General features: G+C 38.0%; 11 protein-coding genes. 10 read left to right on the plus strand and 1 reads right to left on the minus strand.

Annotated features, from left to right (window positions below; genetic code table 11):
- Window positions 1–11: 11 nt before the first annotated feature.
- The 5 genes from meaB (at window position 12) to CIB95_RS11085 (ending at window position 7,653) form a co-directional block, all read left to right on the plus strand.
- On the plus strand, window positions 12–971 hold the full coding sequence (meaB, locus tag CIB95_RS11065; protein WP_094925129.1) for a methylmalonyl Co-A mutase-associated GTPase MeaB: 960 nt from the start codon (window positions 12–14) through the stop codon (window positions 969–971).
- Entirely contained in the window at window positions 964–1,590 is a 627-nt protein-coding gene (locus tag CIB95_RS11070) for a TetR/AcrR family transcriptional regulator (protein WP_094925131.1), read from the plus strand. The genes meaB and CIB95_RS11070 overlap by 8 nt, the downstream gene beginning before the upstream one ends.
- 18 nt (window positions 1,591–1,608) lie before the next feature.
- A complete protein-coding gene (gene icmF / locus CIB95_RS11075) occupies window positions 1,609–4,872 on the plus strand; it encodes a fused isobutyryl-CoA mutase/GTPase IcmF (RefSeq protein WP_094925133.1) in 3,264 nt (1,087 codons plus the stop codon).
- 414 nt (window positions 4,873–5,286) lie between these two features.
- Window positions 5,287–5,841, plus strand: coding sequence for a DNA-directed RNA polymerase subunit delta (gene rpoE / locus CIB95_RS11080; protein ID WP_094925135.1), 555 nt, complete (start codon window positions 5,287–5,289; stop codon window positions 5,839–5,841).
- Window positions 5,842–6,039: 198 nt separating this feature from the next.
- Window positions 6,040–7,653: a CTP synthase gene (locus CIB95_RS11085; protein ID WP_094925137.1), complete on the plus strand. Its 1,614-nt coding sequence runs from the start codon at window positions 6,040–6,042 to the stop codon at window positions 7,651–7,653.
- Window positions 7,654–7,873: 220 nt separating this feature from the next.
- On the opposite strand, the gene CIB95_RS11090 is transcribed toward CIB95_RS11085, so the two are convergent.
- Window positions 7,874–8,407 (minus strand): DUF2529 family protein, encoded by a 534-nt coding sequence (locus CIB95_RS11090; RefSeq protein WP_158217611.1) that lies wholly within the window; start codon window positions 8,405–8,407, stop codon window positions 7,874–7,876.
- A 148-nt stretch (window positions 8,408–8,555) separates the two neighbouring features.
- Here CIB95_RS11090 and CIB95_RS11095 point away from each other — a divergent pair, with 148 nt between their 5' ends.
- From CIB95_RS11095 to glpX, 5 genes are all read left to right on the plus strand, one after another.
- Window positions 8,556–8,930, plus strand: coding sequence for a response regulator (locus CIB95_RS11095; protein WP_094925141.1), 375 nt, complete (start codon window positions 8,556–8,558; stop codon window positions 8,928–8,930).
- 111 nt (window positions 8,931–9,041) lie between these two features.
- On the plus strand, window positions 9,042–9,905 hold the full coding sequence (locus CIB95_RS11100) for a class II fructose-bisphosphate aldolase (protein ID WP_094925143.1): 864 nt from the start codon (window positions 9,042–9,044) through the stop codon (window positions 9,903–9,905).
- Between the two features lie 125 nt (window positions 9,906–10,030).
- Entirely contained in the window at window positions 10,031–10,672 is a 642-nt protein-coding gene (gene fsa / locus CIB95_RS11105) for a fructose-6-phosphate aldolase (RefSeq protein ID WP_094925145.1), read from the plus strand.
- 109 nt (window positions 10,673–10,781) lie between these two features.
- The gene (locus CIB95_RS11110; RefSeq protein WP_094925147.1) at window positions 10,782–12,068 is read left to right on the plus strand and encodes a UDP-N-acetylglucosamine 1-carboxyvinyltransferase; all 1,287 of its coding nucleotides are present in this window, start codon (window positions 10,782–10,784) and stop codon (window positions 12,066–12,068) included.
- A gap of 29 nt (window positions 12,069–12,097) precedes the next feature.
- A complete protein-coding gene (glpX, locus tag CIB95_RS11115; RefSeq protein WP_094925149.1) occupies window positions 12,098–13,063 on the plus strand; it encodes a class II fructose-bisphosphatase in 966 nt (321 codons plus the stop codon).
- Window positions 13,064–13,083 lie beyond the last annotated feature (20 nt).

Here is a 13,083-nt window from a genome sequence, read left to right on the forward strand (position 1 = left end):
AGGCAACACTTATGCATCCTCTTGCGAAGCGATTGATTAACGGAGATGAGCGAGCGCTAGCTCGAGCGATATCACTAATAGAAAACGATGACAAAGATAAACTTACGATCTTAAAGGACATCCACCAACATACAGGTAAAGCTTATTATCTTGGCTTAACTGGTTCGCCTGGAGCTGGAAAAAGTTCGCTCGTAAATCGCTTAATTAGTCATCTTCGCGCCCTTAACTTAACGGTAGGTATTGTGGCTGTTGACCCGACTAGTCCTTTTAGTGGCGGAGCATTGCTCGGCGACCGGGTACGAATGGCAGAGCATTTTACCGATAGAGGTGTCTTCATTCGTAGTATGGGAACGAGAGGAAGTCTTGGTGGTCTTGCCCGCACGACGAAGGAAACAGTTCGATTAATGGACGCTTACGGATTTGATGTCATTCTCATTGAAACTGTCGGTGTCGGTCAATCTGAACTGGATATTATGAAAATTGCTGACACAACAGCTGTTGTCTTAAATCCTGGCAGTGGTGACATTGTGCAAATTTTCAAGGCCGGAATTATGGAAATAGCCGATCTGTATTGCATAAATAAAGCTGACTTACCAGGCGTACCTAAACTATTAGGCCAGCTTGAAAGTTTACTAGAAATCATTAATCACGATAGCGACTGGAAAACCCCTGTCGTGCAAACGATTTCGACAGAGAATAAAAATATTGATGGGTTATGGAATGCAGCCAAAGAACATCAACGCTATTTACTTGAGAGCGGCGAAGGAGAGAAACGCCGCAAGCAGCACTTACAAACGGAAGTATATGAAGTTGTTCATGCAGAGCTGATGAAAGACCTACTCATCCATGAAAAAGAGCATGAAGAAACTTGGATTCATGAATTAACTAATGGTGAAGTAGACCCCTATTCAGTAGCAGAAGCAATTATGGCTAAGTGGCTAAATCAAGGAAAGAGTGATAGCAATGAATAAGCGTGAAGTACCTTCATTAGTGAAGGATGAAAAGCTCGTTAAAAAACGCCGCGATCAAATGATTAAAGGTGCGGTAAAGCTTTTTAAAGAAAAAGGATTTCACCGTACGACGACGAGAGAAATTGCAAAAGAAGCCGGTTTTAGTATCGGTACTCTCTATGAATATATCCGCAAAAAAGAAGATATTTTATATCTCGTTTGTGATGCCATTTACGATGAGGTACATGAAAAGCTGGAAAAAGCGATAGACCGAGACAAAGTAACGCTTGAAAGCCTTGAAGATGCACTTGTAGCATACTTTCACGTAATGGATGAAATGCAAGATGAAGTTATGGTCATGTACCAAGAATCGAAATCACTTTCTAAAGAAGCATTGCCATACGTATTAAAAAAAGAAGAAGAAATGGTTGAAATTTTTATTGAAATGCTAAGTCAATTAGTGCAAGAGAAACAACTAGATCTAGATGAAAAAGAAATCCAACTAATTAGTCATCAAATCGTCGTTCAAGGGCAAATGTGGTCATTTAGACGTTGGGGATTAAAACATTTATATACGTTGGAAGAGTTTATTGAGAAACAAAACCGCTTAATTTTTAAAGGAATTTTACCTGAACAATAAATGAAAGGAGCGAGACAAATGAGTAATACTACAGAAGTTTATAAACCGAAAAATCATGTTCGCTTTGTTACTGCTTCAAGTTTATTCGATGGCCATGATGCTTCTATTAACATTATGCGTCGTATTATCCAAGCAACAGGTGCTGAAGTAATTCATTTAGGGCATAACCGTTCTGTTGACGAAGTTGTGACTGCTGCAATTCAAGAGGATGTGCAAGGAATTGCGATTTCCTCTTACCAAGGCGGACATATGGAATATTTCAAATACATGTACGACCTACTAAAGGAAAAAGGTGCTGGACACATTCGCATTTATGGAGGCGGTGGTGGAGTTATCGTCCCACCAGAAATAAAAGAGCTTCATGAATATGGGATTGCTCGTATATTCTCGCCTGAAGATGGTCGTAAACATGGACTTCAAGGAATGATCAATAAAATGGTCGAAGAGTGTGACTTTCCGACAGCGAAACAGCTTGATAATGAAATTGAGCGTTTGCAAGAAGGAGACCACGGTGCAATTGCTCGGTTAATATCTTTCGTGGAAGCAAAACAAAGTGATTCTTCAGAAGTTGCGGCAACAGCAGAAGCGGCTATTTCCCAACTACAAGGATTACAAAAAGAAGTACCTGTTGTCGGAATTACAGGAACAGGTGGAGCGGGGAAAAGTTCCTTAACAGATGAGCTTGTCCGTCGTTTCTTAAATCAATATAAAGATAAAAAGATGGCGATCATTTCTATTGATCCAACAAAGCAAAAAACGGGTGGGGCATTACTAGGTGACCGTATTCGTATGAATGCTATTCATTCTGGTCGCATTTATATGCGCAGTCTTGCAACTCGTCAGTCGAAAACAGAGCTATCGCTCGCAATCAAAGATGCAGTGGCAGTTACAAAAGCAGCTGACTTTGATTTAATCGTGATTGAAACAAGTGGAATTGGTCAAGGTGATGCTGAGATTACGAATATCGCAGACATTGCAATGTATGTCATGACGAGTGAGTTCGGTGCACCTTCACAATTAGAAAAAATCGATATGATCGATTTTGCGGACTTAATTGTTATTAATAAATACGAACGCAAAGGATCGGAAGATGCACTTCGCGACGTGAAAAAGCAATATCAACGCAGTCATATGCGTTTTGATGAAGATACGGCAAATATGCCAGTGTACGCAACGATCGCTAGCCAATTTAACGATCCTGGTACTAATAATCTTTTTGCAGCAATTATTGAGACAATTAATAAAAAGTGTGGCTTAAATTGGGAATGTTCGTATGAAACGAAAGCCAACGTTGAAAAACAAAATGTCATTATCCCGACGGATCGTACGCAATATATGCTGGATGTTGCAAAAACAGTTAAAAGCTACCATAGTTACGTCAAGGAGCAAGCAGAAAGTGCGCGAAAAGTATACCAACTTGCTGGGTCAATTAACACTTTAAAAGAAGTTGGAGCAAAAGAAGAAACACTTTCGGAATTGGAAAATGCAAAACAAGCGTCAACAGAACAGCTTTCAAAAGAAGTATCTGCTCACCTTGAAAATTGGCCAAAGCTGAAAGAGAAATATGAAGCCGATCAGTTTGTTACAAAAATTCGCGACAAAGAAATCGTTACAGAACTGAAGACGAGAAGTTTATCGGGCTTAGATATTCCAAAAGTAGCGCTTCCTAAGTTTAACGATTGGGGCGACTTACTTACGTGGATTATGAAAGAAAACGTTCCAGGTTCATTCCCTTATACAGCAGGAGTCTTTCCGTTTAAACGTAAAGGTGAAGATCCGAAGCGCCAGTTCGCAGGAGAAGGAACGCCAGAAAGAACAAATCGTCGTTTCCATTACTTATCAAAAGATGATGATGCGAAGCGTTTAAGTACAGCATTTGACTCAGTAACACTTTACGGGCAAGATCCAGATTACCGCCCTGACATCTACGGAAAAGTTGGGGAAAGTGGCGTAAGTATCTGTACATTAGATGATATGAAGAAGTTATATAATGGCTTTGACTTATGTGCACCGTCAACGTCTGTGTCTATGACAATTAACGGTCCGGCACCAATCATCTTAGCAATGTTTATGAACACTGCAATCGAACAGCAAATTGAAAAGTTTGAGACAGAAAATGGGCGTAAGCCAAGCGACGAAGAAGCAATGCAAATTAAAGAAATGACATTGCAAACAGTTCGTGGAACTGTGCAAGCAGATATTTTAAAAGAAGATCAAGGACAAAACACATGTATTTTCTCAACAGAATTTGCCCTGCGTATGATGGGGGACATTCAGCAATACTTTATTGATAGTAAGGTGAGAAACTATTACTCCGTTTCCATTTCTGGTTATCACATTGCTGAAGCTGGAGCGAATCCAATTACACAATTAGCGTTAACGCTTGCGAACGGATTTACGTATGTTGAATACTATTTAAGCCGTGGCATGAATATTGATGATTTTGCACCTAACTTGTCATTCTTCTTCTCAAATGGATTAGACCCTGAGTATTCGGTAATTGGCCGTGTTGCAAGAAGAATTTGGGCAGTAGTTATGCGTGAAAAATATGGTGCTAACGAGCGTAGTCAAAAGTTGAAGTATCATATCCAAACGTCAGGTCGCTCATTGCATGCCCAAGAAATGGACTTTAACGACATTCGTACGACACTTCAAGCATTGTTAGCTATTTATGATAACTGTAACTCGCTACACACAAACGCTTATGATGAAGCGGTAACGACGCCTACGGAAAACTCAGTTCGCCGAGCAATGGCTATCCAAATGATTATTACAAAGGAATTTGGCTTAGCGAAAAATGAAAATGCAATGCAAGGTTCTTACATTATCGAAGAACTTACTGATTTAGTAGAACAAGCGGTTCTGACAGAATTTGAACGTTTAAATGACCGTGGCGGAGTATTGGGCGCGATGGAAACGCAATATCAACGTGGAAAAATTCAAGAAGAGTCAATGTATTACGAAATGAAAAAGCATACTGGGGAATTGCCAATCATCGGTGTGAATACGTATTTAAATCCAAATGCAGTTGATGAAGAAGAATTTAACATGGAACTAGCACGTGCATCAAAAGAAGAAAAAGAACACCAAATTACAAACTTGCGTGCATTCCAAGAAACGCATAAAGACGATGCAGAACATGCATTAAATAGTTTGAAGCAAGTTGCGGTATCAGGTGGTAACATCTTTGCAGAACTAATGGAAACTGTCAAAGTAGCAAGTTTAGGGCAAATTACCCAAGCGTTATACGAAGTCGGAGGGCAATACCGTCGTAACATGTAAAAAAGAAAAGCGGAGGCGAACGTTCAGCGACGTATAACCTTATGTAACTTTGAACTAAGATAAAGGAAACACAACGAGAAGTTCGAGTTGATGTTGACTTATCGTAAATAAGAAGTGTGAAGAATTGTAGGCGTTGGGAGCTGAAGCTGGATCAAAAAAGAAAAGCTAAAGCAATCGGTTAACGGCGTAAATTCTGGAGCACTTCGTAAGCTATCCTATAATTAAGGCGGGAGGAAAACTCCCCCTTTTTCTATGTGAGAATATAAACATTCGTATTTTATACTTATTAAATAGTGATTAATGCTATCTCATAAGGTAATATTTCGGAAAAAATTACAACTTAAAGTAGCATATTCCTTATAATTTTGTTTATAATGAATGGTATGATTTGCAAGTGATGAGAGGAGTGCCAGTATGACTTTAATTTCAAAGTATTCAAAAGAAGAAATAGAAGAAATGTCGATGATTGAAGTTGCCTTCTTAATTTTAACTGAAAATAAAGAAGCAATCTCATTTGATGACTTAGTTACAAAAATTGCTGATGCTAAAGGTATGAGTGAACAGGAAATCGAAAATCGCATTTCACAATTTTACACGGACTTAAACATTGAAGGTCGATACATGAACATCGGTGATAACATGTGGGGTCTAAAAGAATGGTACCCAGTTGACCAACAGCAAGATGAAGAGTTAACACTTTCTGTCGAAAACACACCACGTAAGCGTCGTAAAAAGAAAAAGAAAAAAGTTGAAGATCTACTTCTTGGTGATGATGATGAAGATCTAGATGAAGACGATGACGATCTACTTCTTGATGATGAAGATTTAGATGATGAAGACGATGATGATTTTGATGACGATGATGATTTAGACACAGATGATGCAGACCTTGATGACGATTTCACTGATGAAATTGACGAGATTGCCGATGATGACGATCTTGATGAAGACGAAGAAGAAGACCTATAGGTAATAGTTGACATAGATAAACTGTAATTGTATTATTTATGTTGGGCTATTCAAATAGCTGTTACATATGGGAAATAACATTCAAGTGCCCCTCTTATTATTATAATGAGAGGTGGCACTTTTTTTTTTGTTTTCCAGACTATTTTATATTTTAACCAATAATGACAAATACTTAATACAAAAAAGAGGGGGATTACTATGACGAAATATATTTTTGTAACGGGTGGGGTTGTCTCATCTTTAGGAAAAGGAATTACAGCTGCCTCTCTTGGTAGATTATTAAAAAATCGTGGCTTAAATGTAACGATACAAAAATTTGATCCATACATAAATGTTGATCCAGGTACAATGAGTCCATATCAACACGGTGAGGTTTTTGTAACGGATGATGGAGCAGAAACAGATTTAGATTTAGGACATTATGAGCGTTTTATAGATATTAATTTAAACCAAAATAGTAATGTAACGACAGGTAAAATTTACTCTACAGTTTTACGAAAAGAACGTAGAGGTGATTATTTAGGTGGTACGGTCCAAGTAATCCCTCACATTACAAACGAGATAAAAGAACGTATTTTCCGTGCAGGTAGAGAAACGAATGCTGACGTTGTAATTACTGAAGTTGGTGGTACGGTAGGTGACATTGAATCATTACCGATGCTTGAAGCAATTCGCCAAATGAAAAGTGATATCGGCCGAGATAATGTCATGTACATTCACTGTACGTTAGTCCCTTATATTAAAGCAGCAGGTGAAATGAAAACGAAGCCAACGCAACATAGCGTAAAAGAATTACGTTCATTAGGAATTCAACCTAATGTCATTGTTGTGCGAACAGAACAGCCAATTTCTCAAGACATGAAAGATAAAATAGCATTGTTCTGTGATATTGAAGAACATGCAGTTATTGAAGCTCGCGATGCGGAAACTTTATACGAAGTTCCTCTGGCACTTCAAGCACAAGGACTAGATCAAATTACGTGTGATCATTTGAAACTTTCTTGTAACGAAGCAGAAATGACCGAGTGGAAAGCACTAGTAAACAAAGTAACAAATTTAAAAGAAAAAACGAAAATTGCCCTTGTTGGTAAATATGTTTCCTTACAGGACGCTTATATTTCTGTAGTAGAAGCATTAAAACACGCTGGGTATGCACATGACTCAGACGTTGAAATAAAATGGGTCAATTCGGAAGAAGTAAATGATGGTAATGTAAAAGAATTACTTTCTGATTGTGATGGAATTCTGGTTCCTGGAGGTTTTGGTGACCGTGGAGTTGAAGGGAAAATAGCTGCCACAAAATTTGCTCGTGAAAACAACATTCCGTTTTTAGGTATTTGTTTAGGAATGCAACTCGCTTCTGTGGAGTTTGCACGTCACGTTCTAAATTTTAAAGATGCACATTCAGCTGAGCTAAATCCAGAAACAAACTATCCTATTATAGACTTGCTACCAGAACAAAAAGATATTGAGGATTTAGGTGGAACACTTCGCTTAGGATTGTATGCTTGTAAATTAAATAAAGATACAAAAGCTTATGAAGCGTATAATGATGAAGTTGTCTATGAGCGTCATCGCCACCGCTACGAGTTTAATAATGAATACCGTAAAGTAATGGAAGAGGCAGGATTTATTTTCTCAGGTACTAGTCCAGACGGTCGCTTAGTAGAAATTATTGAGCTAAAAGATCACCCTTGGTTTGTAGCTTGTCAATTCCATCCTGAATTCAAATCACGTCCAACAAGACCACAACCGTTATTCCGTGAATTTGTTGGTGCGACAATTAAAGAGAAAGCAACGATTTCAAACTAGGATTAAAAATGATTACAGGGGCAGTGTAATAAGTCCTTAAAATAGAACAAGGCCAAGTAGAGTTATCCATCTAACTTGGTCTTGTTTTTGTTTTTGTGTTGATATTTGGATGAAATTCACGACTCTCCTGCGGGAACAGTGAGCCAAGCAAGACCCCACAGCCCTCGGAAGCCAAGGTATGTACTTGCATTTCACTGACTTTTTGAAAGCCGCTTATCTTTTACAAATAGTCATCTAATATCTCTTTCGTAGTTAAAAATAGAGCATAATAGCCATATAGTGCTGCCATGACAGTAGGTGTGCAGATTCTTTCCCCACTATCGGTCGGAACTAACGGACTATTTAAGTGGATATTAATATGGAAATCACATTCCGAAATAAATGAGTCATTACCACCATGATCTTTCTCAACGGATAGCCCAATAACGGTAACACCTTGCTCTTTTGCTTCTTTTGCTAAAGATATTGCATCTGTATGGTCATTTGGTGAGGCAGCAATAACTAACCGGTCGATCGAAGTTAAGTTAGCTTTTTTTCCTCCTTCAAATAGGAACTTTGCCTTCGGTAATGTTTCTTGACCTAAGACAGCTTCATAACAAACTGCCATCATTTCATGGAACCCATGAAAGTAAACATGGCCGTCTCCAACAATTGCTTGGGCAATTGCTCTTGAACTATCTTCAATATGAATTTCTTCTTTCTCTTGAATGGAATTAAAATAACCAACTAATTGGGTTGTGAAAATTTTAAGCACAATAGACACTCCTTTATTACGTCTAGCAGTATTATAACGAATAAAGGATAAAAGTGCGAAATGAAAAAATAATTTAAAAAGAAGGAGAAAGATAAGCTAAAATAGAAGTAGGTTAGAAATGAAAAAATACGATCAGTAGGTGGTAAAATTGTCTAGTAACTTATTAATTGTCGATGACCAGTATGGAATACGTGTTTTATTAACAGAAATTTTTAAAAAAGAAGGTTATAATACGTATCAAGCTGCTAACGGTACCCAAGCATTAAGTATTGCTGAAAAAAATCGACCTGGCCTCGTTTTATTAGATATGAAAATTCCGGGAATGGATGGAATAGAAATACTTAAACGGTTAAAAGCTATGGATAGTTCCATTCAAGTTATAATGATGACAGCATATGGTGAACTAGATATGATTAAAGAAGCAAAGAATTTAGGCGCAATTTCGCATTTCTCTAAGTTTTTCGATATTGATGAAATTCGCGAAGCCGTAAGAGACGTTTTACCTGTTGTAATGTCTAAATAAATTTTAGAGCAATAAATTGCTAAAAGTCTTGTATAATTGGTATGCTAGTAAAGTACTATGTTCTAGTTACATAAATTAAAAATGACATCAAATGAGTAGGAGGATTTTTTCATGCCTTTAGTATCAATGAAAGAAATGCTTATTAAAGCTAATGAAGGGTCTTATGCAGTAGGACAATTCAATGTTAATAATTTAGAGTACGCACAAGCGATTTTACAAGCGGCTCAAGAAGAGAACTCACCTGTAATTTTAGGAGTTTCTGAAGGGGCAGCACGATACATCGGTGGATTTAAAACAGTTGTATTAATGATTGAAGGTTTAATGCACGATTACAACATTACTGTACCTGTAGCTATTCACCTTGATCACGGCTCAAGCTATCAAAAATGTGCAGAAGCAATTCATGCAGGTTTCACTTCTGTAATGATTGATGGTTCACATCATCCGCTTGAAGAGAACATTGCATTAACGAAAAAAGTTGTTGAACTTGCACACTTCCACGGCGTTTCTGTTGAAGCAGAACTTGGTCGTATCGGTGGTCAAGAAGATGATTTAATTGTTGATGATGCGGAAGCGGCATATGCTATTCCAGCTGAATGTGACCAATTAGTACGTGAAACAGGCGTTGACTGCTTTGCACCAGCATTAGGTTCTGTACATGGTCCATACAAAGGTGAACCTAACCTAGGATTTGACCGCATGAAAGAAGTTATGGAATTAACGAAAGTTCCATTAGTACTTCATGGTGGTACAGGAATCCCGACAAAGGATATTCAAAAAGCTATCTCTTTAGGAACTGCAAAAATTAATGTAAATACTGAAAACCAAATTGCATCAGCGAAAAAAATTCGTGAAGTATTAGCTGACAATCCTGAAATGTATGATCCTCGTAAGTTTTTAGGACCTGCACGTGAAACAATTAAACAAACAGTTAGCGGAAAAATGCGTGAATTTGGTTCTTCAAACCAAGCATAATAATATAGATTTAAAAAAAACCGTCTTTTTTCTAGAAAAAGGCGGTTTTGTTTTCACAAAGGAGCTAGACTGCTTTATAATAGAAATAGTAGTGTACTCGAAACAACAAGGAGAGAGCAATTCAAATGAGATTTTTTATTGATACAGCAAATATTGAAGAAATCCGTGAAGCTAACGATTTAGGAATATTAGATGGTGTCACAACGAATCCTTCTCTTGTCGTAAAAGAGGGAGTAAAGTTTGAAGACCGTATAAAAGAAATTACAGAAATAGTTTCTGGATCAGTAAGTGCTGAAGTAATCGGCTTAACATATGATGAAATGGTCAAAGAAGGCTTAGAACTTGCAAAAATAGCGCCGAATGTAACGGTTAAATTACCGATGACAACCGAAGGGCTAAAAGCAGCGAAAACTTTCTCTGAAAAAGGAATTAAAACGAACGTTACGCTAATTTTCTCCGCGAATCAAGCTCTACTAGCCGCAAGAGCTGGAGCAACTTATGTATCTCCATTTTTAGGACGCCTTGATGATATTGGTCAAGATGGGCTTCAACTTGTTGAAGAGATTGCTGAAATCTTTGCTATTCACAATATTGAAACTCAAATTATTGCAGCGTCTATTCGTCATCCTCAACATGTAACACAAGCTGCCTTACGTGGTGCACATATTGCTACAATTCCATTCAACGTAATTCAACAATTAACAAAACACCCTTTAACTGATGCTGGAATTGAAAAGTTTCTAGCTGACTGGAACAAGAGTAAATAAATTAAATACGGAGAAGTATGGAAATACTTCTCTTTCTATTACATTTTTTAAGTAATATTAGGAAATAATAACCAAAAATATTTCGCAATAAAGAAAGGAGACTACACAAATGGAAAAATTAATGATTGAAGGCGGCAAAGTACTGAAAGGTAAAATCAGTGTAAGTGGTGCAAAAAATAGTGCTGTCGCACTTATCCCAGCTGCAATCCTTGCTGAATCTCCTGTCACTATTGAACAATTACCGAACATCTCAGATGTACATACATTAAGTGAGTTACTTGAAGAAATTGGTGGAGAAGTAACTTTAGAAAATACAAAATTAACCGTCGATCCTAGTAAGATGGTTGCAATGCCACTACCTAGTGGGAAAGTTAAGAAGTTGCGTGCGTCATACTATTTAATGGGTGCAATGCTTGGTCGATTTAAAAAAGCTGTCGTTGGTATGCCAGGTGGTTGCCATTTAGGTCCAAGACCAATTGACCAACATATAAAAGGATTTGAGGCACTAGGAGCAAAAGTAACGAATGAACAAGGTGCTATTTACTTACGTGCTGATGAACTTATTGGAGCGCGTATTTACTTAGATGTTGTTTCTGTTGGTGCAACTATTAACATTATGCTTGCAGCTGTTAGAGCAAAAGGGCAAACAATTATTGAAAATGCCGCAAAAGAACCAGAAATCATTGATGTAGCTACGTTACTAACAAACATGGGTGCGAAAATTAAAGGTGCAGGAACAGATGTTATCCGAATTGAGGGAGTAGATTCCTTACATGGATGCCGTCACTCAATAATCCCTGACCGCATTGAAGCAGGAACTTTTTTAATTATGGCTGCAGCTATGGGGAAAGAGGTAATTATTGAAAATGTAATCCCACATCATATTGAATCACTCATTGCAAAACTTCGTGAAATGGGTGTTCATATAGAAGCGAATGAAGACCAAGTATACGTGGCAAAACAAGATAACATGAAGTCAGTTGATATTAAGACTCTAGTTTACCCAGGTTTCCCGACGGACTTACAACAACCATTTACTTCACTTTTAACAAATGCCACAGGAACGAGTATAGTTACTGACACAATTTATAATGCCCGTTTTAAACATGTTGATGAATTACGTCGCATGGGTGCAAATATTAAAGTAGAGGGTAGTGCAGCAATAATTGAAGGGAAACGTCAACTGCAAGGAGCAAGAGTGAAAGCAAGTGATCTTCGTGCTGGTGCTGCTTTAGTTGTTGCTGGTTTAATGGCAGAAGGAATAACGGAAGTAACCGGTTTAGAACACATTGATCGCGGTTACGAAAATCTTGTTAGTAAATTAAAAGGTCTAGGTGCCAATGTTTGGCGCGAAACAATGGATGAACAAGAAATAGAAAAAATGCAAAACGCTTAATACATAGGCAAACGGGGAGGAAGTTTATTATGGAAAGAAGTTTATCAATGGAACTTGTCCGTGTGACAGAGGCTGCAGCTTTAGCATCAGCGAAATGGATGGGACGAGGGAAAAAAGATGAAGCAGATGATGCTGCTACAACTGCAATGCGTAATGTATTTGATACAATTCCGATGAAAGGTACAGTTGTTATCGGTGAAGGTGAAATGGACGAAGCACCAATGCTATACATCGGGGAAACACTTGGGAATGGGTTTGGCCCACGAGTTGATGTAGCCGTTGACCCTTTAGAAGGAACAAATATCGTTGCTGCAGGAACTTGGAATGCACTAGCAGTAATCGCTATCGCTGACCATGGTTGTTTACTTCATGCCCCAGATATGTATATGGACAAGATTGCAGTAGGTCCTGAAGCGGTTGGTAAAATTGATATTAATGCCTCTGTTACGGAGAATTTACATGCCGTAGCAAAAGCAAAAAATAAAGATATTGAGGAAGTTGTCGCAACTATCTTAAATCGTGACCGCCACAGTGCAATCATTGAAGAGATAAGAGAAACTGGTGCGAGAATTAAATTAATTTCAGATGGTGATGTTGCAGGAGCAATAAATACTGCATTTGATCACACTGGCGTAGATATTTTATTTGGTAGTGGTGGAGCGCCAGAAGGTGTTTTAGCTGCTGTTGCTTTAAAATGTCTTGGTGGTGAACTACAAGGAAAGCTTTTACCGCAAACAGAAGAAGAGTTAGCTCGTTGTGAGAAAATGGGCTTAGATGTAACGAAAGTATTAAAGATGGATGATTTAGTAAAAGGCGATGATGCAATTTTTGCTGCAACTGGTGTTACAGATGGAGAATTGTTAAAAGGTGTTCAATTTAAGGCTCATACTGGCACTACTCAATCTTTAGTAATGCGTGCAAAATCTGGAACAGTTCGCTTTATTGATGGTCGTCACAGTCTATCGAAAAAACCTAATTTAGTTATTAAACCTTAATGAAAAGGGGGCTATCCCCC

Source organism: Lottiidibacillus patelloidae, from assembly GCF_002262935.1.
Taxonomy (GTDB): Bacteria; Bacillota; Bacilli; order Bacillales; family SA5d-4; genus Lottiidibacillus; species Lottiidibacillus patelloidae.